The sequence below is a fragment of the Paenibacillus amylolyticus genome, assembly GCF_036894225.1.
Classification (GTDB): Bacteria; Bacillota; Bacilli; order Paenibacillales; family Paenibacillaceae; genus Paenibacillus; species Paenibacillus amylolyticus.
This window is the reverse complement of the sequence record NZ_CP145892.1, coordinates 1,344,969-1,370,458: the sequence shown is the minus strand read 5'-3', so window position 1 is coordinate 1,370,458 and position 25,490 is coordinate 1,344,969. Positions and strand designations below refer to the sequence as shown.

Genomic DNA, 25,490 nt, shown 5'->3' with positions numbered 1-25,490 from the left:
CCCCATTACACAAAACAAGATTATTTTTTACATAATAAATATACACTAACTATTTGTCAAACAATCCTCACATTGACCGAAGTTACGAAATCAAAGAGGACATTTTGCTTTCTTTTTGTTAAACTAGTTTGGGTTACATATCAGTTCAATCATAGAAAGGTGAAGATTATGCTTAAAAAATGGTTATGGGGTACAGCCCTGACCCTGGCACTTGCGATTACAGGTGTCGTTGTATATTACGGATATTCGATTGTTCATTTTGCCAATAGCATCTCCACGGCTTCCGGGACTTCATCCAACTCGTCCTCTTCCGGCACAGACAGCGATTCAGACACACCAACGACAACGATTCCCCGATGGGAGGGCCAGGAACGGGTGAACATTCTGCTCCTTGGTGGAGACTCAAGAGGCGACGATGCAGGACGCTCGGACTCGGTCATGGTCGCTTCCATTGATCCGGTCACCAAGAAAGCCCATCTATTCTCCGTACTGCGTGATACCTATGTAGCCATTCCCGGGCATGGCAAAAGCAGACTTAATGCAGCCTTTTCCTACGGGGGTGCGGAGCTGACCAAACAAACCGTAAGTGATCTGCTCGGTATTCCCATTCAGCATTATGTCTACACAGACTTTACAGGTTTCATGGCACTCGTTGATGCGGTAGGCGGTATTGAGATCGATGTGGAGAAAGACATGTATTACACCAGTAAAGCAGATAAACATATGTACGACATTGACTTGAAAAAAGGATTGCAACATATGGACGGCAAGACCGCCCTTCAATATGTTCGGTTCCGGCATGATGCCACATCGGATTTTACCCGTACCGAACGGCAGCGGATCTTCATGACCGAGCTGGCCAAGAAAATGCAGAGTACTACGTCACTTTTCAAAATCCCGGATATCCTGGAAGCCATCGCTCCCTACATTGAGACGGACCTCAGTCCAACCCAGATGTTAAAACTCGCATCACTTGGCTTCGATATCCATGTGAACGATATCGATCAGCAGCAGATTCCACCCAACAAACTGCTCACCAATGAACTGGTCGGCTCAGCTCAGGTGCTGGGTGTTGATGTAACCAAACTCCAGTCCTACATTCAGAAACTGTTTGAAGAAGATGCCGCGTCCTCAGAGACTCCATCATCAGAGGAACAGAACTAAAACAAGCATGAGATATATCAACAGAAAAGACGGCCAAAGCCGTCTTTTTTAGTACCTATTTTCACCATTTAATGCAGCCTTAATGTTTAACAGGTACCCTTATATGATGAACTCCGGTTCCTGGAGGGAGGATTACAATGTGAAAAAACCGCGAATAACGGAATGGACCGAACTGCGGGGCATTGCCTTTCTGGCAATCGTCATGCAGCATAGTATCGCTGAGTATATCTATCGCGCTGATATTGAACAACCGGATTCCATTATGTTGACCATGATTTATCATCTGACCCGATTTGGTACGCCAACGTTTGTATTTTTATCGGGTGTAATGTTGTTTTACCATCATCGTAACACCAAACCGGACTATCCTCGCTTCATTCGAAAGCGATTTGGCGATATCTATATGCCGTTTGTCGTATGGACACTGATCTACTGGCTTTCTGTCCGTATCTTCATCCCCGCGTTCTGGCTTGCAGGCATACCTGATTTTTGCAGTCTGATTCGTGAACTGTTTGTCCCACAGACGGGATATCATCTCTGGTTTGTCATTATGGTGTTTCAGTTCTATATTCTGTTCCCCCTGTTCTGGACAGGAGCAAAAACCATTCAGAGACGTATCCAGAACACCTCACGTTTCACACCCATGCAAGTCATTATCGGACTAATTCTCTTTGCAGCAGCACTATATGCCCTGCTTATGCAATGGTCCTACTATAATATGGGGGGCTGGACAGAATCCATGTCTGAGCCTTGGTCAACATTGCTGCAATATCGCTCCTATTCATGGGTGATGTACTGGTTCTACTTTTTACTGGGTGCCGTATGTGCCTGGTCAGTGGATAGCTGGAGGAGTTGGACAACGAAGGTACTGCCATGGACGATCTGTCTGTTTATAGGGATGTACATTTGGCTTGGATACGATGTGCTGCGTGGGTCCGGGGATGTTGTGAATTTGAATATCTCTACTTATTTGAAACCAACTACATTCCTGATCATTATGGCTCAGATGTTTATGATGTATGGTTTCCTCGTACTGATGCAGGGCAAAGATACACGGTTTCAGCGTCTGTTATCCTGGATTGGCCGCTATTCATTCGGTGGATATCTCGTTCATGCCCTGGTGATCTACGCGATCGCTTATGTAACCAGACCGCTTCAACTCAGTGGATGGCATCTGCCTGTAACGTTGCTATCGTTCCTTGTAACGGTTGGTGTTGCTCTTGCAATCAGTTGGGCGCTATCCAAGCTTCCTGGCTCACGTTTCACCGTAGGGTTAATGCGTAAACCACGTTCTATACCTAATTCATCAGCTGCTGTGGACAAAAGAAATTCATCTGAGCGAACTCCGTCACCTGGCCCAACTCGCAGTCCGGGAACGAGTGAGCCGTTTTAGAATAAAGAAGAGCGTCCCCTCACGGAGACGCTCTTCTTTATTTCACTTCGCTCGAAGTTGATCGTCCAGGAACAGGTTCCTGGGTACCCGGGGCTGGATGTACGTTGCCCTTCTGATTCACAAATCTCTTCAGATCACCCGTTAATTGTTCCTTCAGCTTGTCCACCAGCTGCGTTTCGCTAATGCCTTTTGCCTGAGCAATCTCAGCCAGGGACTTCCCTCCCTGAAGCTGCTCGTGAAGTTGAGCAGGGGTGACTCCAATAAACCGGGCAATTTCGCCTTTATCTACCATGGAACGTTTGCCATGGTGGGCAAATTCACGCCGCAAGTCACGCAGCGGGGTATTAATGACCTTTTTCAACTTGGTATCCATGTCCGCCTTCGTGGCTGCAGCTTGTTCCTTGGTGAGACAACCTTCTTCTACAGCTTGATCCAGACGCTGTGCAAGTGTAGGCTTCAACTTCTGCAATAACTGCTCCTCACTAAGTCCCTTACGCTCTTTCGCAATCTGGGACAACGTCTTGCCAAGTTCCATCTGTTCTTTCAGATCCCGAAGGCCAATCCCAAGCAAGTCTGCCGTTTCACCAATCATGAACAGACCGTGTCCTGCCTGCATGCATGGCTTCGCTGGTTTGCCCGAGGAAGAAGTTTTTGACGCATCGTCATGTTGCTCAGCACGAACGGTTGGATCAGCAAATGCCACATGTCCTGTTGCTGCTGTTATAACTACGGCTGCCAATCCGGCTGCCATCCATGTTTTCCATTTCAAATTCATTTTTCTGCCGCCTTTCCGATGTCGAAATCCTGTGCCTTCCTAGTTTGAGCCTAAAATCCACTTTTTTATGCCATAAAATACAAAAAGTCATCATTTTTCTCACAATTGATCACAAAAAATCCTATTTTTTTCAGTTTATTTCCGCTATACTAAGTGTAACTTCATGATCTATATCAGTTGAACTACATATTATTTACACTGACACTACGATGACAGAACAACCTTCCAATCGCTGTTATCCCCAGATTTTTTTGATTATTTCCCTAAAGGGAAAATCCGGTGATAGCATATGCTTCCGATGTAGCTTTCTTTCAGAAAGCTTTAGGCGAACGCTTCGCTTTTTCAGGTTTTCTCTGTCCTCTCCGTTATCGTGTAAATGATTATTTCAACTAATATAGTTGAACAGTCCTTAGTCACCTTATCGCAGGAAGGACGATATGTAATAATGCGGAAAGATTGGTTAGATCCGTTTAGATCCGATCTGGAGGTTGTGTTTGCTTCAGCGGAGCAACTCGTACGGGAATATCCCGAACCCTTGTCAGGACATGCATTAGAGCAGCTTCGTTCGGTTAATCCGCTGTTACGAGATTCGGGACACAGCTACATCGGGTACATCACTCCACTTTGGATGCAACACTCAGATAAACTACCCCCAGAGAAAGCACACCAATTAAGTACAGCCTGTCTCATCCATATGTTATATTTTCTGAATCAGGACGACGTGATGGATGAACAACCGGAGAATGCCACATTGAAGTTATCCCTGGGTAATCTATATTACATGGATGCACTTCAATCTTACTCGGTATTATTCAATCCTTCCTCCACGTTCTGGGTCTATTTCAGACAATATGTAGTGGATTGGGCCGTGAGTGTTACGGGTGAGCATTCCATTGATTATTTCCAACAGAATCCCTTGTTGATTGCGCAAAAGGCTGCCCCTCTCCTCATTGGAGCTACTGGTGCACTGCTTCTGCTGAATCAGTCCGACCGGATCATCCCGGTGTGTTCTGCCATCAACATCACACTCATGACACTTCAGATGACCGATGACTTCACAGACACGCAACAAGATGCTGTGCATGGAAACTACAACAGCTACCTCTCCCACATATCCGCAGCACTGAATCACAACTATCCAGTTCAACCTCTAAGCGAACGTATACATGACAATGTATACAATACACAACTCATGAACTCTTACGTAGACATTGCTTATCACTATAATCGTACACTAACATCGTCTAACTTAGGAATATCGCATCTTGAGGCGTTTGATTCTTATTTATGCAGCACTTTAGTACAAGCTGTTCAGGACATTACACAACGGAAGAAACAGCTTCTCCAAGGCGGGTTTCATCACTGGATTAGCGAGCAACAGTTGGGATTCTGAGCATAAGGACTAAGCTGATTCAGTTTAATTTTAAATATGAAGGGAATGTTGACGATGATGGTATCAGAGAAAACGTTGCATGAGGATATTATTGAAAAGGCTTGGACTGACGAGCACTTCAGACAACAATTGCACTCCAATCCGAAGCAGGCGCTTCGTGAAGCGTTTGGCATCGTAATTCCGGAGCACATTCAGGTACGTACTGTTGAGGAGCAGCAGAATAACTATGTACTTGTCATACCTCCCAATCCTTCCAAAGTAAATTATGATGTGAATTGCGGACCTTGGAGAAGTTAATTCGGGTGAGCTAATCTTGTAGTGTAAGAAATTAGGGGTAGGAACAAAAAAAGCCGCTGTATCCTTCTGTGAGTTCGTCAATCGACGAACTCGACAAAAGATACAACCGCTTCTGTTCCTACCCCTTTGGTGCTTGTAAAGCTGATCTGTCCTTGCATCGCTTCAACAATTCGGAATGTCACCATCATGCCGAGGCCTGTGCCTTTGATTTTATTGGAGAAATAAGGCTCACCTAACCGGGAGAGTGCTTCCTCGTCCATTCCTTCTCCGTTATCCCTGACATGCACCTTAATCATTCCATCCTGCTTATACGCCCAGATATCAATCTGACCTTGTCCCTGCAGAGCTTCAATACTGTTCTTAATAATATTGATAAAAGCCTGCTTAAACTTCGAGGAATTGCCTCGAATATATAGATCCGGCGGAATGTCGGTGGTAATTTTTCCACCTTCCAGGTTAGCCATCGGTACAAGAATGCCTTCAATATGATTGAACTCATCCGAGATATTGAGCGAGATAATATGGTCAAACTCAGGTTTGGCAAAGGTAAGAAAATCCGTTATGATGCCCGAAGCCCGATCAAGTTCTTCCAGTGCAATTCGCACGTACCCCTTGTTTTTGTTGTCTTCCTGTTCCGTCATAAGTTGCAAGAACCCTCTTGTCACCTGAAGTGGATTACGTACTTCATGGGCAACGGAAGCGGCCAATTCACTAATAATCTCCATCTTTTCTGATCGCTGCAACTCATTGTTGAACAGCTCCAGTTCCTTGGAATACTCTAGAACTTTAGTATGTTTTTCGGCAAAGCGACTTCCGAGAATGGCAATCAACGAGATCACAAATGCAACCATGGACCATTTCCACCATAACAGATGATACGTCCCACTCCGCTGATAATACCACAACAGTTCAGCCACACTGATCAAGGCAAATGTACCGAATCCCGTTGCAAGCAGCATAGCTTCCCGATTTCGTTGCAGCGCTTTGGCGATGGTACCAACCAACAGGATTGTCAGCAGAATGACCAGCACAATGCCAACCACACGCTGTACGAGCAGATTGTAGAGGATCTCCCATTGCCCACCTGAAGTCACATAGATAAATAGAGAGAACACAGCGATAACTGAATATATGAATAGTATTTTTCGCAGTTTGGTGAAGATTCCATGCAGTCCTGGCCCGATTATCTGTTCAAAAAAATAACATAGCGCTGGCATACCCAGCAGCATCGCCAGATCAAAGACTACGGAATACAGGTCACCATATACCTGATAGAACGTATACAAAAATTGCGAGTACGTGATGATCATCGTGCCGATGGAACCCATCACAATGCATAGCGAGATCCATAATCCCTTATGGAATTTGCCAAGGAAGAACGTACAACTCAGCATCGTAATCGCTGTGAACACAAAGGTCGCGCCCAAAATTACATCAATAAGTCCGTTATGAATATATTTCTCCTGTAACGCGGCATAAGGTCCAACCTGAACAGTACCTTGTATCCCCAGACGGCCTTTTTCATTTTGCGACCATACATAGAGCGTGTCACCTGAATTTTCGCTGGATAAGGGCAGCAACACAGCATTATTATCATAATTGTAATGATAATTCTCGTAGACCTTGCGGTCTTCCAGATAAACAACAATATGATTGCCTTTAACGTTCTCAAATCGAATGGCTGAACTTTCCTCACTCAACTCAGGAATGGTCAGGCGAGTCCATAAAGAATTCGATCGATCCGTATTGCTATACTCTAATTTATCGCTGCCCTGCTTTTCCCATATCTCGTCTGCTCCCTTAACCTCACTGATGAACCCTTGATCGTCAACGTTCCCCCATTTTACTTCCCATCCTGTAATGGATACAGGTTGCTGAACCGCTCCTGTAGTTGCAAAGACTATCCCATGTGGCATGCCTAGAATAATCAATACACTCATCCATAAGATGACGATAGCTTTGGGCACATTTTTCATTCACAGCACCTCAAAGTTCTAATTTTCCCTATCTTAGATTCTCTCATTTATCATTCGCCACCGTTTGTCACGTCACCTTCTTGAGATAAAATGAAATTTCACATTTAAGTCGATTTATAGTCTTATTTCCATTTTATTGTTAAAGTTATTCAATTAATCACGCAGGTCTTCGAACTGGTTCACTATCATTTCCCGTTCTTTCTGTTCAACTTGACTGCGAAATTCAAGCCACTGCTCTGTCTCCTCATCATCATAGATGGTCCATATGTCGGAAAAAAGGAAATCCCGTAACTGGACAACTTGCCCGGACCATATACCGCCTACCCAAAACAAACCATCCGGACGACGGATGACGGTACGGGAGAACCCGGGTGTGGACGCCTTTTGCCCGATACGGATGCGTGTGATCATATTACCCAGTGTATACCAGTCCACATGAATCCCTCCCTTACATATTCAAGCTTCATCATAACATAGGCAAAACAGGAAAAGCTGTAAAAACGGTGGCTGCGATTCAATCCTTTGCTCCGGGTGTAATGGTTTCTCAAAGCAAACAAACACGCTAAGGAGATGATTACAATGAATGAGCCCCATCGTACGGTTGAGGTAGAACATAAGGATGTTCAGCATAAATCGGATTCAAGTATGGTCGCTTCCACATTTATTAAATATGCCGCATATATCATTATCTTTTTCGGATTCTTATACTTCTTGGTTAAATATGTATTCCCCAAATTCTAAGGCATTCATATCGTAGTGAACACCCGGAGATAATAACCTGTGCAAGATTACAACACTAGCGCTTTGGGTAACTACGGGTAAGAAGCATTTGGACAACCGATAATGAAAGGAAGTGTTACTCATGTCTGACAAACCGATTAGTAACGAAGAGAGCGACCGCTATTATGACCGTTATCAGAGGTCCCGCGATATTCCGCCAGAGACGGAAGTCCCCGAAGGCGATATGGATACCTTTGATGAAGTTTCCGGCAGACGGATTGTAACGGAAGATTCGGATCTGGCACCCGTAGCCGCAACTGCTGTGGACGAGCCGGAATTGGATTCACGTTTGGCTGAGACACCGCTGGAATCTGTACCGGATGCAGATCTTCTGCAACCGAACAGTCCGGTTGATCCTGCTGCACCCGATCCGGATGCGTTGCATGGTACCGACTTGCTTAATGGTGCTGGTGCGGATGCCAAACCAGAGAACGACATTCCACCGCGACATTAACAGCTGTTATGACATCCTGAATGAGGAGGTGCATACACGATGAAGGAAGATCGCCAAAAGCATGTGCATGAACCGGATAATCTCGTGACCGAACGGGATATTGACCCGGACTTCGGACTGTTCACTGAGGACTCCTTCCCCGAAGCACTTGAGGATGAGGATCAACGTGATGCGGTCGAACATGCCATTCCCAAAGAGAAGGCTTCTCGTAAGCCCTCTTCGGATGACTAACTTATATAGATCCGTAGTAGACTTAAAAAAGATGACGTCTGTAATTTCACAGCGTCATCTTTTTTGTTTCCTGTAAGTTCACTTTCTCTTGGTGATTTAGCATCATCGCTTAGCGGAAACCTTACTTGCCACTGGCAGTTTGTGATCCAATCCTGACCACTTCGCTACAATCGCAGTGATGATCAATGCCACTCCATTAATAATAAATATCCAGCGTATCGGCAGCCAGCCCCCAAGTACACCACCAATAATCGGTCCAGCCATCGTCCCGATCTGGGCAGCGGATTGATTCAGACTAAAAGCCCTGCCCCGGAAACTCGATGCGGTAGCCTGCACAATCATGGCGTTAATTGCCGGAAATACAGCGGCAAAGAATAAACCATACACAAATCGTAAAATGCCGAATGCGATATAACCTGTTGTAAAGAACTGCAGAAGATTCCCTACAGCCCCACCAACCAGTCCAATGATCAACACTTTACCGTATCCAATCCTTGAACCAATCTTGCCCCAACGCGGCGCCATAATAACTGTTGCTACCCCGACCGCTGAGAAAATAATACCCGAGCTGAGTGAGGCACGATCCGGCTGAACGCCCATTTCCATCACATAGACCGTCAATAGTGGCTCCAGAATCATGACGGAGAATGTACATATGCCCATCATGCCAAGCACCGTCATAAACAAACGATTCGCTCTTGCTTCACGAATGTCATCCATGACGTGGGAACGCGCTTTGTTCCGGTTGAAGTTCTCTTCTTTTACCCAGAAGGTTGCGATGATCGCGGAGACTAACACAACAATAGCCGAAAACAAAAATGCATTCCGGTTCCCATAATAATGACTCACCACGCCACCAATTAACGGTCCAATAATACCACCAGTGGCTCCTGCAGTGGACATAATACCAAGTGCATAACCCGTCTTCTCTTCAGGTGTATTCGTGCCTACCAGGGCGCTATCGCTGCTGGAACAAACCCTGCAAGCAGACCCTGAAACAATCGAACAACAATCAGAGAATACGGGTCCTGCACGAAATAATTGATTAAATACAAGACGGCAAGGCTGTATCCCGACCGAATCAGCATGGGCTTGCGTCCGTATTTGTCAGCCAGTGATCCCCAGAACGGAGACACGAGTGCACTCGCGAGAAACGTAATGCCAAATGCCAGTCCTGACCATAACTCCAGGTGATCACGAACCCCCAAGTCAGCACTTAGAAACAGGGGCAGAAATGGAATCGAGATCGAATAGGCGGTGCTGCAAAAAAATACACCAATCCACAATATGACCAGATTGCGCTTCCACGAGAAGTTCATATACCCGCACGCCCTTTCCGTTACTGACGCCGGGACTGCCGTGTATTGGAGCGGACGGAACAGACCCGTACGTCCCCGATGCGGAAGCATTTTCCTTATTTTACACCCATCATTCCATGAAGGCCATCCCTTGTTCACCACAAACACATGTATTACATTGCCATCCTGTCCACAAAAACGGTATGATAGTTGGGTAAATATCCAAATATGATTTGGAGAAAATATATAATGCAGAGATGCAAGGAGGAACGTTTTCATGTCTTTACGATGGAAAAAAAACACAGTGGTTTCGCTGGTTCTCGCGATGCTGCTTATCGGCATTAGTGGTTGTGGACGCCCTTCGAGTGGCGCTACAGAAACACCAGCTCCAGTTGAACCAACGGGTCCCAATCCGGTAGCTACTATTGAAATGGCAGATGGACAGAAGATCGTCATTGAGCTATATCCGGAAATTGCGCCCAATACGGTGAACAACTTTATTTCACTAGCGAATCAGGGTTTCTATGATGGCACAATCTTTCACCGTGTTATTCCAGGTTTCATGATTCAGGGCGGAGATCCAGACGGTAATGGTCGAGGTGGCCCAGGGTATGCCATTAAGGGTGAATTTACATCCAACGGTCACAAAAATCACCTGAATCATACCCGCGGAGTCATTTCCATGGCACGCGGAGATAATTTGGATTCGGCTGGTTCTCAGTTCTTCATCATGTTAGCTGACGCGGATCATCTTGATAATGCCTATGCTTCCTTTGGTAAAGTAACCGAAGGTTTAGAAGTCGTTGATGGTATTGCAGCTCAGAAAATAAGCAAAATCAAGGACAAACCCGATACCGATCAGGTCATGAAAAAAGTTACGGTAGACACCCATGGTCTGGAGTATCCAGAGCCGGTAAAAGTGCCTTAATCAGCAGCTTAGCCAAACAGATGAAACCTCATTTTTATATCTCGTTAATGAGTTAATGAACTGCAAAACAAACAAAAGCTCTGTCCTGTGCGTATCTCGCAAGGCAGAGCTTTATTTATTGATTTTAATGATAACGGTTACATATATGAATTTATAAAAAATGACCTCTTCCGGCATCATCCTCAATACATCCATCCCATTAAACGTAACCAGCCGATAATCGCAATCCATAACGGGCAGCTAAAGGCAACGCCCCATGCAAGCCCTTTCAGTAAACCACGGTTTACTTCCACGAACAACGACTCCTTTCTCCAGGGAATAGTCGCAGTATCGGTAATAGTATATGATTTTATACCCGTTTTCATTCGTCACGCAACCCTCGTTTTCCTGCTTTTGTTCCGCAGATTCATGGAATGCTTTACGGGAACCTGATATACTATGACTACTGTACGATAAATGGAACCTGATTCATGTTTGGAAAGGAGATTTTCCTATGGCAAAATCCAAAAAACGCACTCCTGCTCCCAAAGCAGCAGTAGCACAGGATAAACCCACAACACTGAAGGATCTGCTTAGCAGTGATGTGCTGGAGAAGCTGAAAGCTCAGGCGGATGAAGCCAAGGCTGCAGAAGCGGCTCTTAAAGAGCAGGAACGTCAGCAGGCAGAAGAAGCTCGCCAAGCGGAGCAGAAGCGCCGGGATAACGATTTCGAATATTTGCTCAATAACAGTGCAATGGACTGGAAGAAACATAAGTAAGCCAGGGCATGACCTAGGGGTGTCTCCTATCACACATGCCAAAATAATATTACAGCAGACAGATCATGAAGATGATCTGTTCAAAGAACAGGGCCGCATTGCGGTCCTGTTCTTTTTGATATATACACATATGATTCACGCATCTTGAGCCGGGTATGTTAGAAGTAGAGCGTACAACGATAATCTAACTCATGGAGGGATCAGAGATGACAGAACAACGTTTGGAAGGCAAAGTCGCGATTGTAACCGGAGGTGGATCCGGTATTGGTCAAGCTACCGCTATTCGTTTCGCCGAGCATGGAGCCAAAGTGTACATGCTGGATCGAACACCCGAAAATGCGGAGGAAACAAAACAGACGATTGAAAAGGCTGGCGGAGAAGCGTATGTGATCGAATGTGATATCTCCAAACCGGATAATGTGCAGAAGGCAATCAATCAGGCTGCGGCTGAAGCGGGTAAACTGGATATCATATTTGCGAATGCCGGCATTAACGGAACGATGGCCCCGATTGAAACGATGGAAATTGAGGACTGGGACCAAACGATGGAGATTAATATGCGCGGAACCTTCGCAACCGTCAAATATGCTATTCCCCATCTGAAAGAACATGGCGGCAGCATCATTATCACCAGTTCCATCAACGGTAACCGGGTCTTCTCAGGGATCGGTTTCTCTGCATACGCTTCCAGCAAAGCGGGACAAACTGCGTTTACCAAGATGGCTGCACTGGAGCTGGCTCGTTATAAGATCCGTGTTAACGCCGTCTGCCCAGGAGCCATCGATACCAACATTGATGATAACACCTACCCGTCGGATGATCTGAAAGAAGTACAGATTCCTGTTGAATTCCCTGAGGGTCACGAACATCCGCTCAAGGGCGAACCTGGAACGTCGAAGCAAGTGGCGAACCTCGTTCTGTTCCTCGCTTCCGATGAAGCCTCTCATGTTACAGGTACACGAATCTACGTGGATGGTGCGGAATCTCTGCTCCGTGGATAAAAATATCAATATAAGTTGGCCCCTTTCAGGGACAACGCCCAAACATCCCGTAAGTAATCTGATCCGTTCAGATTACTGCGGGATGTTTTATATATAAAGAGTTTATAGTACGGCGCAGGCGCAACTACAAGGATTATCCCTATACCGCGGAGCTTTTACCTTTTTTCACACGATGCTTCAACCGATCTGGAATGGCAAAGAGCAAAATGTACATCAGCGAGAACAAGACTAGCGCAAGTATCTCTTCCCCAAGGATGTACATTGGATAAGGACCTAACATATCAAGCACCGAGGGTGTACTCGGCTTGTGTCTCAAAAACATGTAATTCGCGTCAAGCATGACATCTACAACGTATACGATTAGTGCAGCCACATTCACAAATATCATGGAACCTGCTACAGATCTCCAGCTAGGTCGCAGCTGTTCCACCCAAGTCATGTAGAGTAAAGCCAGAATGATACAGGCATGAGCAACGAAAAATTGAATAAATCGAAAATGTGCATAACCATAACCTAGATTAGGAGTCAGGATCGCCATAAGGGCTCCAGCAATGCCTGCAAACAGCAATGCAGAATGTAACAGTCGACTGCGTGTCAGTAGTAACAACGCCGATAATAGCAGAGACAGACTGCATAGTTCGAGTGGCAGTGACGTCTGCAGGCTCCATATCCCTCCATACACATACCAGAGTTGCAGCACAATTTCACAGGCAAACATGATACAAGCCAGAACAATTCGCAGTATGCGGCGTGCCCTCTCTGACCATGATCGAAGATGGTGTCGAAGCAAAAACATCAGTACAATCATTGCTGTAATTACGCTAATTGAAACGATATGTGAAGTGGAGAACAGGATAAACGGCTCTGCATCATACGGGTCCAGCCATGGTGGATACGCCATGCATCTCTTCTCTCCTTTACAAGGATCTCACCAACATTATCTCTCTTTAATGTTAACTTTTTCATTTTGCCATTGAATGAAAGAGCTGTCCAGTTGGAATTCTAAATAAGCATTGTAATTTAAATATCTTTATGTTAAGATAAATTCAGAACCAAAACAAACGAAAAGTTAGTAACTTTCTTAATCGAAATAAAATATACCGTACTTAACAATCGTTCAACTAAACATTTACACTATCCCAATTCATCTAGGAGGAAATATTATGCAAATCAAAGGACTTCACCACGTATCAGCTCTAACAGCACATGCCGATCAGAACTATCGTTTCTACACCAACATCATGGGTATGCGCCTCATTAAAAAAACAGTCAATCAGGACGACGTGTCCGTCTACCATCTCTTCTATGGCGATGAAAAAGGCAATCCGGGTACCGAACTTACCTTCTTTGAGATTCCGATGGCCGGACAGACTCGTGAAGGGGTGAACAGCATATCCGGAACGTCACTGCGCGTTCCAAGTGATGCGGCACTTACGTACTGGCAGCAACGTTTTGACGAATTCGAAGTCCCACACGGAGAGATTGTTGAACGGGGTGGCCGTGCCACGCTCTCGTTCACAGACTTTGAAGGACAACGTCTGATTCTGGTCTCAGATGAAAATAATAAAGGTGTCGCTGGTGGTAAACCATGGGATCAGAGCCCTGTGCCTGCCGAGTATGGCATTGTAGGCCTTGGCCCTATCCATCTTACGGTAAAAGATGCTTCCCTTACCGCTCCGGTTCTTACCGAACTGCTCGGTTTCAGAGCTAAAGGAAGTTATCCTGCCTTTACTCCAGGTCAACCTGATGTACTCGTTTTTGAATCCGGTGAAGGTGGCAGTGGCTCCGAGGTGCATGTTGAGGAACGGAATGACCTTGCCCAAGAGCGTCCTGGACGTGGCAGCGTACACCACGTTGCGTTCCGTGTAGATAACGAAGAAGAACTGAAACAATGGGTGGAACGGGTTCGTAACTTCCAATTCCCTAACTCCGGTTTTGTAGATCGCTTCTACTTCCGCTCCCTATATTTCCGTGAAGCAAACGGTATTCTGTTCGAACTTGCAACCGATGGTCCGGGATTTGATACAGACGAAGAATTGGAGCATCTGGGTGAATCGCTTGCTTTGCCTCCATTCCTTGAAGGTCGCCGCGCCGAGATTGAAGCCAATCTTAAACCGCTGGATACCGTCATTCGTTAATATTCGTAACAAAAAGAAAATAAAAAACGATGTTCACCAGGCAACTCTGAATACCGGATACGGTTCAGGAATCGCCTAGTGAATCATCGTTTTTTTATGTTTATGCTTGTCTTGCCCCTTCTGTAAGGTCGCAAACTTGCAGATTGTGTTTTACTTCGTCAGATACGATGTTGTGAGCGGTACAAACAGAGCCGAACCCGGATCTTCAGATACAATCTCTACATAGACAGCGTCTGTACCTTTAACATCCACATCTAGACTCATCATACCGCTTTCTGGAGTGATATTGAACTTTTTGAGTGTCGCGAGATCCTGATCATAGATATGAATCTCCTGATTTCCTTTCAGCGCGGCAAGTTCCAAGTGCAGAGAAGAATACTTTTTACCCGTATTAATCTGGATATCATCCCCCTGTTTCGTAGGATCATTATGCAGATAAACATCCTTGTAATCCTTGCCTTTATATGTGGTATCCTTAGGATCTTTGGTGTGCCAAGCGGTAGATCCCAGTACGGATGTTCCAAGTGCACTCAGCGTTACTTTTCCGTTGGTTACGGGCGCAGATCCATTCTTTCCGCCAATCAGGACGGATGAAGTTGCACTGTCATAAGTGATCTCTGTCCCAAGCAAAGATCCCACAGCACGCACAGGCAAATAAGTCGTTCCGTTGTAAGTGATAGGCAACACTGTTTTACCATTGGCATCTTTGGCTGTCACCGTGGCACCATCCATTTTTAGCGTAATCTTGCTGTTTAGATAGGCTTTAATCTGCTCCAACCCTGTTGCTGCGAGTGCACCTGTTCCGATCCCAAGCGTTAGTGTGCCTACCATCAAACCCAGTACAACTTTTTTCTTCATCAAAATCCCTCCTGAATGTTAAAATGATTTGTCCTTTATACATTTAAACGACTAAAGTGATAATGTCAATTGTTTACTGCATTTTTAGTACACATTGCCTATTTCCGGGCAGCACAAAACGAGGCTGTATGTCCCCATTTTTTTCAGCCTCGCCCTGTTTCCCATTGTCCGTATACGGAGAAAGGAAGATATTCTTGTCAGTTGTTCACTTAACTCCACAATCGAGAACTTTTAATTCCCACTGCACTATGATATCAACAGGATGATATCAATCAAAAGATTCATAATATTCTTCTTCATACACTTCCATGCTGTACTTCAAATCTACGGCCTTCCACTCGCCATCTTGATACTCATAAGCAAATGTCAGATCACCCGCATACAAAGCCGCACCGTAAGATCCTGCTGCTGATACAACAAGCTGGCCATCCTCTACACTGTAATAGGTAACTCCACCGAATCCCAACTCTTCGTTATATACGCCGCCACTCGTATCTTCCTCGATCCGTAAAGGTTCTGCTTGAACGCCATCAACGGCGACATCAACATCCACACGGTCTGATCTAACCGTAACTTTTGACTTCACATGTTGTTTCGCAATCTCATCCAGAGATTGCATCTTCATCTCTTCCAGCGTTACCGGATTAATGATACGTGCTTGTCCCAAATAAATACCTGTTCCATGACCTTCCGTGTACAAAACGATAATTTCTTTCTGGCCGTCTCCATTCAGATCCAACTCGTGCACTTCGGGTTTGTAAGACCCGCCTTCTCCCTGCCAATCACTAAATTCTCGCGTTTTGCCGTCCACTTCCAAAATCATTCCGTTATATATATATCCTGAACCCTCAACTTTCATAGGGTATAATCTGACGTTCTCATTCTCTGGAGCTACCGAAACGTATTCCTCTTTCACAGGAATGGATTCCTGTGTTGTCTTCGTTGTGTCATGCAGTTTATCTATATTGGAAGCCTCGACCACTTCGGTCTGGCTGGATTGATCATCTATGTTAAGCTGTTTTTGCGATTCATTCATGGTTCTGGCAGCCGAAGTTGTACTAATCGTAGCTACCGCCAAAATAATCATCAGCAGGATACCTGTCCAAGTTTTCAATATACTGGGCTCCTTTATCTGTTGTGATAATCCTATTATATCTTCATTTATCGCCTGCAAGTTGCGAATTTGTTAATCTTTCATAAAATAATCTTTACAAATTTTCGTTTTCACGAAAGAACGTTCGGCTTTAACCAGAATAAGCAAATTATCATGCCAAAACTGTGCTCCAAAAACAAAAAAAATCCCGAACACAGCTTAAGGCTGCATCCGGAATGCTTTGGTTTTGTCCAATAACCGATCGGTTAATTGTCTCAGTTCTTCAGCCGAGGATGAAATCTCCTCCATGATGGCTGTCTCTTCGTGTGCGGCATCCATAATTCGTCTCGCCTCATCCGAGAACGATCCAGCTTTCCCTTGGATCTTCTTCACATGACCGTGCGTTTGCTCCACGCGACCGGTCTGTTCTGCAATCTTGGAGCCGATATCATGCGCACCCTTCATAAATACTTCCACTGTTCCTGTCAGTTCATGCAACGTCTGATCCACAGAGACGGTCCGCTCCGATTCATTAACCACGAGACCATGCTGCTCATGAGACAGTTGGGCTGTCTCCCTGATCCGCTCTTGCACACGACTAATCAGCTCATTAATACGGTGTACCGATTCCTTACTTTCGTCTGCCAGCTTGCGGATCTGTTGCGCCACGACTGCAAAACCAGAACCCTCTTCGCCAGCTCGTGCAGCCTCAATGGAAGCATTCAGGGCAAGTAACCCTGTTTCCTCTGCGATGTTTTTGACAGACTGGGTAATTACCTCGATATCGGAGGCTTCCTTCTCCAGCAACAACATAATATCGCGGGAACGATTGTGCGACTCGGCCAGCTCGTCCATCCCTTTCATCAACGATGAGAAAGTCTGTTTGGTATGATCCACCGATCGTTCCATCTGACCGGACATCTCTGTCATATCCATGGACTGGCTATGCATACGCTGGAAATCGTTCAGCATCTCATCCGCAGTGATCAGAGATTGATGGGAAGTGACCTTCTGCTCTTCTACGCCTACCGCAATATGATCCACTGCATCCGACATCATCTCGATCTGTTCAGCGGCCTGGGTAATCGCTTCACTCAGAGACTGTGCGTTCTGTGAAGTCGTTCTTGTACTGTCTGCAATATCATTTACAATGCTTCGAAGGTTAGAAACCATTGCGCGAAAAGCATCATATAATACAGTAAGTTCATCCTGCGTGCGTCGCTGCGGAATCTCGGTTGTCAGATCTCCCGCTGATACCTGCTGTGCAGCCCGGGACAGGTGAACGATTGGACGAGTCAGCCAGCGTGAGGCAAACCATCCCAGAATCCCGTTCCAGCATACTCCCATGATCAGGATAATCGATATGTATACCCAATTCGGAATATCTAACGTAACCCAGTCTTTGACAAAAAATATAAAAAAGCCGCTAGTTCCGTAGGTAATAATCGAAATCAGTACCAGACCTGCGACAGTCTTTGCTCCTAAAGTCCATTTCATGTGCACACCCCGTAGTCCTTTTTTCCTATTTTACCAATCAAGTACCAAATTTCATGTGATATACATCACTGAAAACGTTCTATTCCCCCTCATATTTGCCGTTCATGCATGACTTCTCTACCATATAGCGCATAATGTATAAGACAAGCTTGGATATCCCTCACTTTCTTAAAAATTGAATAATATCCCATTTAAATATCCCTAATTTTATTTATTATCGGCACAAGAGGCCAAATGATTTAGATTGGCATCCATTTTGCTTAAATGATATACTGAGTGCGCTTCAGCAACGCTGGAGCCGAACTATTTTTATTGATGCCACTGGAGGCGAACGAGATGTCTACTATGTCCACACGGACGGAGAAAGATTTTATCGGTGAAAAAGAAATCCCGGCTTATGCTTATTACGGAATTCAAACGGTACGGGCCGTGGAAAACTTCCCGATTACCGGCGTTCCGGTACACCGGGAGCTGATCACGGCTCTGGCTGCGGTGAAGAAGGCAGCAGCCATTACCAACATGGAGTTGAAGATGCTGCCGAGCAAGATTGGCGATGTGATCGTCATGGCAGCTGAAGAAATGATGAAAGGCCATCATCTGGATCATTTTATTGTAGACTCCATTCAGGGCGGTGCAGGCACCTCCATGAATATGAATATGAATGAAATTTTGGCCAACCGCGGGCTGGAACTGTTAACCAAAAGCAAGGGAGACTACTTCCATTGCAATCCCAATAATCATGTGAACATGTCCCAATCTACTAATGACGTGGTTCCTACAGCACTGCGCATTGCGGCGTACCGACTGTCGGAGACGTTACTCGCTACCATGAAAAGACTACAGGATGCGTTCCGTAAAAAAGAAGTGGAATTTAACGATGTGGTCAAGGTTGGCCGTACCCATCTTCAGGATGCCGTACCTATTCGCCTTGGACAAGAATTCGGAGCTTATGCCCGTGTAATCGGACGGGATATTGAGCGTCTTGAATTCGCCAATCGCCGCTTGCTTACCATTAACATGGGTGCAACTGCGGTAGGTACAGGACTCAATGCCAAACCCGAATATATCGTCAAGGTTACAGAGCACCTGTCTGATGTTACCGGACTTCCACTACAAACAGCTGAGGATCTCGTGGATGCAACGCAGAACACAGATGCCTATCTGGAACTTTCAGCGGCGCTGAAGGTATGTGCGGTTAGCCTTTCCAAAATCTGTAATGATATTCGCCTGATGGCTTCAGGTCCGCGTGCAGGATTCAATGAATTGCGCCTGCCACCGCGTCAGCCAGGTTCGTCCATTATGCCGGGCAAAGTCAACCCCGTTATGGCAGAAGTCATTAACCAGGTATCTTTCCAGGTGATGGGGAACGACCATACGATCTGTATGGCGTGTGAAGCCGGTCAATTCGAGCTGAATGTCATGGGCCCAGTTATTGCGTTCAACTTGCTGCAATCGCTGAAAATTATGAATAACGGCATCGATGTTTTCACGCGTTATGCAGTTGAAGAGATGGAAGCTAACCGTGAGCGCTGCGAATTAATCATGAAGCAAAGTTTCAGTGTGGTTACGGCGTTGAACCCACACTTAGGTTATAATGTGGCAGCTTCCATTGTGAAGGAAGCACTCAAGACTGGACTTTCCTTGCAAGAGATTATTCTCGAACGCGGATTGTTAACACCGGAAGAACTGGAAGAGATTCTTCATCCGGAACAGATGACTACACCAGGGATTGCCGGAGAACACTTCCTGCGTAATATGGAACGTTTGTAGGTAATCAGGAAAACTGATGCAGCAACCCAAACACAAATAATTAACAAGAACCCTCGCAGACCGTTCATCCGGTTTGCGGGGGTTCTTGTATTCAGAGATGATAAGACGCCAGCTATTCGATTAAGCCCACCTTTTACGCTCAAGGGAAGGCAGAATCTGAAGTTCCTCCCTGTACTTGGCAACCGTTCTGCGGGAGATGACAATCCCCTCCTCGGCGAGCAATGTGGCCAAATGACTATCCGAGTATGGACGCTGAGCCTGTTCCGTGCGAATGATTTCTTTTAATCTACGTTTCACCGCTGATGCTGATGTTTTATCCCCTGACGTTGTACTGATTCCCGAGGCAAAAAAAGCCCTGAGTTCATATACACCATGTGGGGTCTCAATGTATTTACCGTTCACCGCACGACTTACCGTTGATTCATGTATGCCAATCTTCTCTGCAATAACAGCCAGTTTAAGTGGTTTTAGCGCGGATGGGCCTTTGACCAAAAAGTGCTTCTGCTCTTCCATCACTGCCGTCAACACACGTACTAAAGTCCTTCGCCGCAAGTGTACACTCCGAATGATAGCCCTCGCTTCTGCCACGCGGGTAGACCAGGTTGCGTCGGGAGCCTCTTCCCTGATCCAGCGGAAGCACGCTTCATTCATCGATACCCGAGGGTTACCTGCTGCATGCAAACTATAATGGACCTCACCGTTACGCAACCCAACAATGGCATCCGGAATAATGTAATGTGGCCGTTCCGTACATCCGATCGATCGACAGGGCTTGGGGTCCAGACGTGTAATATAGTCATAGGCAGTCTGAGCTTCCCGTGAAGTCATACCTAATCGACTCCCTGTTCTACCTGGGTGAAAAGGAACCAGTGCTTCCAATCCCGCTTCCACCATCCACTCCGCATTCAGCGCTGCTGATGGATCACGTCTAATCTGGAGCAATAGACATTCTTGCAGATTCCGCGCCCCTACACCAGCAGGGTCCAGCGATTGGAGAAGATCCAGTCCCGCTGCAATCTTGCTCATCGGAAGCTCAAGTGTTGCTTGCACCTCTGCCAGTTCAACCGTCAGATAACCATCATCATTAACGCACCCTGCCAAATATACGGCCATATTTTCCAATTCGTCTGGAATTTTCATCACTCGAATTTGCGCAATCAGCAATTGTTCCAGAGTAGGTTCGGCACCTTTGGCCTGAAGCAGCGGATCATAGGAACCATACCTGCGCTGATCCATTCGCCGCGGAATCCGGGCGAGGGGCGCGGCTTGTTCTTCCAGTTCGAGTACTGGATTTTCCTCCGCCGCATCCAGCAAGTAACGGGTCAGATCCTGGCCAGACATGGTTAGCAAATGAAAGGATTGTTTCATCTCCGGCGTGATGGACAGCCGAATACGTTGTTCCTGTACCAACTGAACACCCAACATCCGTTACCCTCCTTATACCTTCGGCAATAAGCATCTGTGTTTCTTATACGAACAAAAGGATTTGCAGGGATAATAGCATACTATTCAAGCAAATGTAAGAAGTTTTTAGTCGGATCATGGGTTTCTGTCTAGTATTTCTCCGATACCAGCTTCGCCTGGGTAAACAACAGCAGATAGTCTCTTCCACCTGCCTTGGAATCCGTGCCTGACATGTTAAATCCGCCAAATGGATGTGTGCCTACCAGTGCTCCGGTACATTTCCGGTTGAAATACAGATTACCCGCAAAGTACTCACGTCTTGCCTGCTCCAGATGTTCACGATTACGTGAGATCACCGCGCCGGTCAGACCATAGTCTGTATTATTGGCGATATCCAATGCATCCTGGAATGATTCTGCTTTGATGAACGCAAGCACAGGACCAAAAATCTCATCCTGAGCAATCCGGGCTTTGGGATCCACATCGGCAATTATGGTTGGTTCAATGAAATAACCTTCAACGTTCCCGGTACCGCCACCGTGCACAAGACGTCCCTCGCCCTTGCCAATTTCAATATATTCCGTGATCTTTGCATATGCCTTGTCATCGATAACTGGTCCAACCTGACTGCCAACTTCAAGTGGACTGCCCATCGTCAGTTTCTGTGTCCGTTCAATCACTTTTTGCAACACTTCATCATATACATCCTTATGAATAATGGCACGGGAACACGCCGAACATTTCTGTCCTGAGAAACCAAATGCCGAAGCGGTAATGGACTCTGCCGCGAGTTCCAGATCACTGTCACTGTCTACAACGATAGAATCCTTGCCGCCCATTTCTGCAATAACCCGTTTAATCCACTTCTGACCTGGAGCAGTACGTGCTGCACGTTCATTAATTCGCAGTCCTACATCTCGGGAACCGGTGAAACTGATAAACCGGGTGAGCGCATGATCCACAAGATAATCACCCACTTCACTGCCTGGTCCAGGTAAAAAGTTCACGACACCATCCGGCAGACCAACTTCTGCGAGCAGCTCCATAAACTTCGCGGCAATCACCGGAGTTGTGCTGGCGGGCTTTAATACTACCGTGTTGCCGGATACCAGTGCAGCAGAGGTCATACCTGCCATAATCGCCAGTGGGAAGTTCCAAGGTGGAATAACAACACCAACGCCCAGCGGTATATAACTCAGTTCATTATCTTCCCCTGCAATCCGCACGAGGGGCTGCGGTTCACTCAGTCGCTGCATATCCCGTGCATAGAATTCCATAAAATCAATGGCTTCCGCTGTGTCCGCATCCGCTTCAGGCCAAGTCTTGCCGGCTTCATAGACCATCCATGCGGAGAATTCATGCTTGCGACGGCGCATAATGGCAGCTGCTTTGTATAGATAACGGGCCCGTTCATTCGGGTCAGTATGTTTCCATGTGTGGAATGTCTCCGCCGCTTTCTGAATGGCCTTTTCGGCCAATTCTCGATCTGCCTGATGGATCGTTCCGACAACTTGATTCTTGGCTGCGGGGTTCACGGAAGTTAACGTGCGGCTGCTTGTTATTTTTTTCCCACCAATAATAATCGGGTATTCCTGCCCAAGTTCAGCTTCTACCTGACGAAGTGCGTCTTCAAATGCTTCCTGGTTCGCCTGGACTGCAAAGGGTGTGAATGGTTCGTTAACAAAAGGGATATTCATCAATGATTCCTCCTTCAGGATGTAAGATTCGCTGGCTGCTCGCCTGAATTATTTTGCATGTTACTCATCACCAAATATATGTAGCAAAATCCGTGCCAACTCCGGTTGAGATTGAAATATTTTTCTCGTTAAATTTAACTAAAGAAAATTCACACGGGCCACTCCGATGACAGAATAACCTTCCGATCGCTGTTATCCCCAGATTTTTTTGATTCCTTTTTATAAAGTTAAAATTTCCATGAAAAATAGTAGACCATCGCCAAATCTGGCACGTTTCTTGCTTGAATTAAGGATGCACAATGCTGAAGGAGGAAACGAAAATGAGTGTGGGAACGGAAATATATCGCAAAACCTTATTAACCGTGGCAGGCAACAAAGCTGTAGAGAACCTGTCCATTAGATATGGTAAGAAGCTGGCAGGCAAATTTATTGCAGGAAACACCTTGGAAGAAGCTCTCGAAGAGATCCGCATACTCAATAACAAAGGCATTATGGCTACGCTCGATCATCTGGGTGAAGGCATCACCCGCCTGAGCGAAGCGGCATTGTACAGGGATGAGTATGTACGCCTGGTAGAAGGCATTGCACGTGAAGGCGTAGACTCCAACGTCTCGCTAAAACCAACCCAGATGGGCCTCGCACTTGACCCGGAAGAGGGTTACCAAAATATCCGTACCGTTGCCGCACAAGCCAAATCACATGATCTATTTGTTCGAATTGATATGGAGGATAGTCCATTTACTCAAGCGACGCTGGATATTGTCCGAAGACTGCACTCGGAAGGACTGCATAATACAGGCACAGTATTGCAAGCCTACCTGCATCGCACCGAAGAAGATACACGTGATATGATTCGGGAAGGTATTCGGCTTCGGCTGGTTAAAGGTGCTTACAAAGAACCCGGATCAGTCGCCTATCAGAATACTTCTGAAGTCATTCATCAATTCAAAACGATGATTCGTAATCACCTCGATCAGGGTGTGTACACTGCGGTTGCCTCGCATGATGATCACATCATTAACTGGACGAAACAATACGCCAAGGATCGGGGAATCTCGCCGGATGCCTTTGAATTCCAGATGTTATATGGTCTGCGGATGAGCGAACAGGAACGTCTCGCCAAAGAAGGCTATCGCATTCGCTGTTACGTACCTTATGGCACCATGTGGTATCCGTACTATACCCGCCGTTTGGCCGAAAAACCGGCTAATCTCTGGATGGTCGTTAAGAATATGTTCCGATAGTTATTCTCCAACTGGATCAATATATATGAAAAAAGACAAAAGAAAACCATGTTGCCTCTTTTTTTCTGGGCACATGGTTTTTTCTGTACGAACACTTTAGCAGAGCATCCAACTTGACGAATGGTCTAAACAAAAGTTGACAACTATATAGTTAGGCACCATACTATATGTATGGACAATCAAAACAAATCAACAACTGATATGTACCTCATCCCTTCGTTAGTACAAACGAAGCGTCAGGTTGATCGCTATCAATTAGACGTGGATGCACAAGCCGTGCTTGTCGCATCCAGACTGATGGTAGCAGGAGCCAAACTTGGGCATGCTGCAGAAATCCATTTCTCCAGATTTGGTTTATCGACAGGACGATATCGTCTGTTGGCAGATCTTGAAGATCACGAAGGAGAAGAACTGCCCTCCCAACTGGCGGAAAATCTGGGTGTAACCCGTGCTACCGTAACTGGTCTAATCGAGATTTTAGAACGCGACGGACTGGTTGCTCGTCGGACGAGTTCCGTTGATGGTCGTCAGAAGTCAGTCATTTTGACCGCCAAAGGTGCGAAGAAACTAACGGATATGGCTGCGGAACATTTTGCCAGACTGGAAGCGATGGTTGGATTACTTACGATCGAGGAAAGGAGTGTGTTTCTCAACCTGCTGGGGCGTGTAACACAAGGTATTGCTGCACTTACAGATGAGTCACACGACTTCTCCGAACCAAAATCCTAGGAGCATAACGAAGAAAGGTGAACTGGGCTAGTTCAACTAGCCCATTTTCATCACCATATAGTTAGGCTCCTAATTACTTATAGATGAAAGCAAATCAGTGATTTCTAAACAAAAAAGGAGTAGTGATATGGTTAACCTTAATGACCCCATTCATTCCGAGGAAGCTTATCCAAACCGAGCTGCTAATCCTCCCCCAAAACCTTTTGTGCTGTGGCGTGAATTAATCCCGGCCTACTTGTCTCCTGCCATCATGGCAAGCATCGGGGGAATCGTTACCGCTGATGAAGTCCTTCAGTTACGAGCTTTAACAACGATTGGAGGGGCGTCTCTGCTTATGGCTCTATGGGCCGGACTCTGGCTTCGTAACCGTAAGAACCGCACACGGTGGGTGGCAAAAGCCCCCCGAATCATTGTCGTGGGCTGCTTGGCACTTGCAGGCGCAGGGTTTGGCTTGGTGGCGGCGTGGGGGATTTCTAATGTATTGCAGATCGTAAACCCGAGTTCTTCATGGGCTTGGTTGGATCATATTGGGTTCGATTTTCCATTGTCCGGTGCAATAGCTTGTACGATCATGACATGGCGCTGGCGAGCTTACATTATCAAATAAACAAGT

The 25,490-nt window shown here is 46.0% G+C and carries 24 protein-coding genes and 1 pseudogene; 15 read left to right on the top strand and 10 right to left on the bottom strand.

Features of this window, described 5'->3' with window-relative positions:
- Positions 1-168: 168 nt before the first annotated feature.
- Both V6668_RS06050 and V6668_RS06045 read left to right on the top strand, forming a co-directional pair.
- Positions 169-1,164 (top strand): LCP family protein, encoded by a 996-nt coding sequence (locus tag V6668_RS06050; protein ID WP_253506135.1) that lies wholly within the window; start codon positions 169-171, stop codon positions 1,162-1,164.
- A gap of 139 nt (positions 1,165-1,303) precedes the next feature.
- Complete coding sequence (locus tag V6668_RS06045; RefSeq protein WP_338707946.1) at positions 1,304-2,557, top strand: acyltransferase; 1,254 nt, start codon at positions 1,304-1,306, stop codon at positions 2,555-2,557.
- Positions 2,558-2,594: 37 nt separating this feature from the next.
- Here V6668_RS06045 and V6668_RS06040 read toward each other — a convergent pair whose 3' ends face one another.
- Complete coding sequence (locus V6668_RS06040; RefSeq protein WP_338707945.1) at positions 2,595-3,332, bottom strand: hypothetical protein; 738 nt, start codon at positions 3,330-3,332, stop codon at positions 2,595-2,597.
- 445 nt (positions 3,333-3,777) lie between these two features.
- Here V6668_RS06040 and V6668_RS06035 point away from each other — a divergent pair, with 445 nt between their 5' ends.
- The gene (locus V6668_RS06035) at positions 3,778-4,725 is read left to right on the top strand and encodes a hypothetical protein (RefSeq protein WP_253506129.1); all 948 of its coding nucleotides are present in this window, start codon (positions 3,778-3,780) and stop codon (positions 4,723-4,725) included.
- Between the two features lie 36 nt (positions 4,726-4,761).
- Positions 4,762-5,022 carry an NHLP leader peptide family RiPP precursor gene (locus V6668_RS06030; protein ID WP_253506127.1) on the top strand — a complete coding sequence of 87 codons (261 nt, stop codon included), beginning with the start codon at positions 4,762-4,764 and terminating at the stop codon, positions 5,020-5,022.
- Between the two features lie 77 nt (positions 5,023-5,099).
- On the opposite strand, the gene V6668_RS06025 is transcribed toward V6668_RS06030, so the two are convergent.
- Entirely contained in the window at positions 5,100-6,998 is a 1,899-nt protein-coding gene (locus V6668_RS06025) for a HAMP domain-containing sensor histidine kinase (RefSeq protein WP_338707944.1), read from the bottom strand.
- A 153-nt stretch (positions 6,999-7,151) separates the two neighbouring features.
- Positions 7,152-7,433 carry a hypothetical protein gene (locus V6668_RS06020; RefSeq protein WP_036611533.1) on the bottom strand — a complete coding sequence of 94 codons (282 nt, stop codon included), beginning with the start codon at positions 7,431-7,433 and terminating at the stop codon, positions 7,152-7,154.
- Between the two features lie 144 nt (positions 7,434-7,577).
- Here V6668_RS06020 and V6668_RS06015 point away from each other — a divergent pair, with 144 nt between their 5' ends.
- The 3 genes from V6668_RS06015 to V6668_RS06005 all read left to right on the top strand — a co-directional run bounded on the left by V6668_RS06015 (position 7,578) and on the right by V6668_RS06005 (position 8,463).
- Positions 7,578-7,739 carry a hypothetical protein gene (locus V6668_RS06015; protein WP_017690239.1) on the top strand — a complete coding sequence of 54 codons (162 nt, stop codon included), beginning with the start codon at positions 7,578-7,580 and terminating at the stop codon, positions 7,737-7,739.
- Between the two features lie 121 nt (positions 7,740-7,860).
- On the top strand, positions 7,861-8,232 hold the full coding sequence (locus V6668_RS06010) for a hypothetical protein (protein ID WP_036611534.1): 372 nt from the start codon (positions 7,861-7,863) through the stop codon (positions 8,230-8,232).
- A 39-nt stretch (positions 8,233-8,271) separates the two neighbouring features.
- Positions 8,272-8,463 (top strand): hypothetical protein, encoded by a 192-nt coding sequence (locus tag V6668_RS06005; protein ID WP_036611535.1) that lies wholly within the window; start codon positions 8,272-8,274, stop codon positions 8,461-8,463.
- A gap of 102 nt (positions 8,464-8,565) precedes the next feature.
- On the opposite strand, the pseudogene V6668_RS32205 reads toward V6668_RS06005, so the two are convergent.
- Positions 8,566-9,782: pseudogene (locus V6668_RS32205) on the bottom strand (MFS transporter).
- Between the two features lie 256 nt (positions 9,783-10,038).
- Between V6668_RS32205 and V6668_RS05990 the strand changes: the two are divergent.
- The 3 genes from V6668_RS05990 (at position 10,039) to V6668_RS05980 (ending at position 12,447) form a co-directional block, all read left to right on the top strand.
- Complete coding sequence (locus tag V6668_RS05990; RefSeq protein ID WP_036672360.1) at positions 10,039-10,689, top strand: peptidylprolyl isomerase; 651 nt, start codon at positions 10,039-10,041, stop codon at positions 10,687-10,689.
- A gap of 493 nt (positions 10,690-11,182) precedes the next feature.
- Positions 11,183-11,446: a YqkE family protein gene (locus V6668_RS05985; protein ID WP_036612099.1), complete on the top strand. Its 264-nt coding sequence runs from the start codon at positions 11,183-11,185 to the stop codon at positions 11,444-11,446.
- A 206-nt stretch (positions 11,447-11,652) separates the two neighbouring features.
- The gene (locus V6668_RS05980; RefSeq protein ID WP_036612094.1) at positions 11,653-12,447 is read left to right on the top strand and encodes an SDR family oxidoreductase; all 795 of its coding nucleotides are present in this window, start codon (positions 11,653-11,655) and stop codon (positions 12,445-12,447) included.
- A gap of 139 nt (positions 12,448-12,586) precedes the next feature.
- Here the strand turns inward: V6668_RS05980 and V6668_RS05975 are convergent, their stop codons facing one another.
- Entirely contained in the window at positions 12,587-13,348 is a 762-nt protein-coding gene (locus tag V6668_RS05975; RefSeq protein WP_036672363.1) for a TIGR02206 family membrane protein, read from the bottom strand.
- Between the two features lie 262 nt (positions 13,349-13,610).
- Here V6668_RS05975 and V6668_RS05970 point away from each other — a divergent pair, with 262 nt between their 5' ends.
- The gene (locus V6668_RS05970) at positions 13,611-14,585 is read left to right on the top strand and encodes a ring-cleaving dioxygenase (RefSeq protein WP_338707943.1); all 975 of its coding nucleotides are present in this window, start codon (positions 13,611-13,613) and stop codon (positions 14,583-14,585) included.
- A gap of 150 nt (positions 14,586-14,735) precedes the next feature.
- Here V6668_RS05970 and V6668_RS05965 read toward each other — a convergent pair whose 3' ends face one another.
- The 3 genes from V6668_RS05965 to V6668_RS05955 all read right to left on the bottom strand — a co-directional run bounded on the left by V6668_RS05965 (position 14,736) and on the right by V6668_RS05955 (position 18,033).
- Positions 14,736-15,443: a stalk domain-containing protein gene (locus V6668_RS05965; RefSeq protein ID WP_036672368.1), complete on the bottom strand. Its 708-nt coding sequence runs from the start codon at positions 15,441-15,443 to the stop codon at positions 14,736-14,738.
- A gap of 268 nt (positions 15,444-15,711) precedes the next feature.
- Positions 15,712-16,557, bottom strand: coding sequence for a hypothetical protein (locus V6668_RS05960; protein ID WP_051449833.1), 846 nt, complete (start codon positions 16,555-16,557; stop codon positions 15,712-15,714).
- Positions 16,558-16,755: 198 nt separating this feature from the next.
- A complete protein-coding gene (locus V6668_RS05955) occupies positions 16,756-18,033 on the bottom strand; it encodes a methyl-accepting chemotaxis protein (protein ID WP_036672371.1) in 1,278 nt (425 codons plus the stop codon).
- A gap of 336 nt (positions 18,034-18,369) precedes the next feature.
- Between V6668_RS05955 and V6668_RS05950 the strand changes: the two genes are divergently transcribed.
- Positions 18,370-19,803, top strand: coding sequence for an aspartate ammonia-lyase (locus tag V6668_RS05950; RefSeq protein WP_036672373.1), 1,434 nt, complete (start codon positions 18,370-18,372; stop codon positions 19,801-19,803).
- 120 nt (positions 19,804-19,923) lie between these two features.
- Here the strand turns inward: V6668_RS05950 and rpoN are convergent, their stop codons facing one another.
- The gene (gene rpoN / locus V6668_RS05945) at positions 19,924-21,228 is read right to left on the bottom strand and encodes an RNA polymerase factor sigma-54 (protein ID WP_036672376.1); all 1,305 of its coding nucleotides are present in this window, start codon (positions 21,226-21,228) and stop codon (positions 19,924-19,926) included.
- A gap of 128 nt (positions 21,229-21,356) precedes the next feature.
- A complete protein-coding gene (pruA, locus tag V6668_RS05940) occupies positions 21,357-22,904 on the bottom strand; it encodes an L-glutamate gamma-semialdehyde dehydrogenase (protein ID WP_036672380.1) in 1,548 nt (515 codons plus the stop codon).
- Between the two features lie 320 nt (positions 22,905-23,224).
- Here pruA and V6668_RS05935 point away from each other — a divergent pair, with 320 nt between their 5' ends.
- The 3 genes from V6668_RS05935 (at position 23,225) to V6668_RS05925 (ending at position 25,484) form a co-directional block, all read left to right on the top strand.
- Positions 23,225-24,148, top strand: a complete 924-nt coding sequence (locus V6668_RS05935; protein WP_036672382.1) for a proline dehydrogenase family protein — start codon at positions 23,225-23,227, stop codon at positions 24,146-24,148.
- Between the two features lie 171 nt (positions 24,149-24,319).
- The gene (locus tag V6668_RS05930; RefSeq protein WP_047841886.1) at positions 24,320-24,877 is read left to right on the top strand and encodes a MarR family winged helix-turn-helix transcriptional regulator; all 558 of its coding nucleotides are present in this window, start codon (positions 24,320-24,322) and stop codon (positions 24,875-24,877) included.
- A gap of 127 nt (positions 24,878-25,004) precedes the next feature.
- Positions 25,005-25,484 carry a hypothetical protein gene (locus V6668_RS05925; RefSeq protein WP_036612071.1) on the top strand — a complete coding sequence of 160 codons (480 nt, stop codon included), beginning with the start codon at positions 25,005-25,007 and terminating at the stop codon, positions 25,482-25,484.
- Positions 25,485-25,490: the final 6 nt, after the last annotated feature.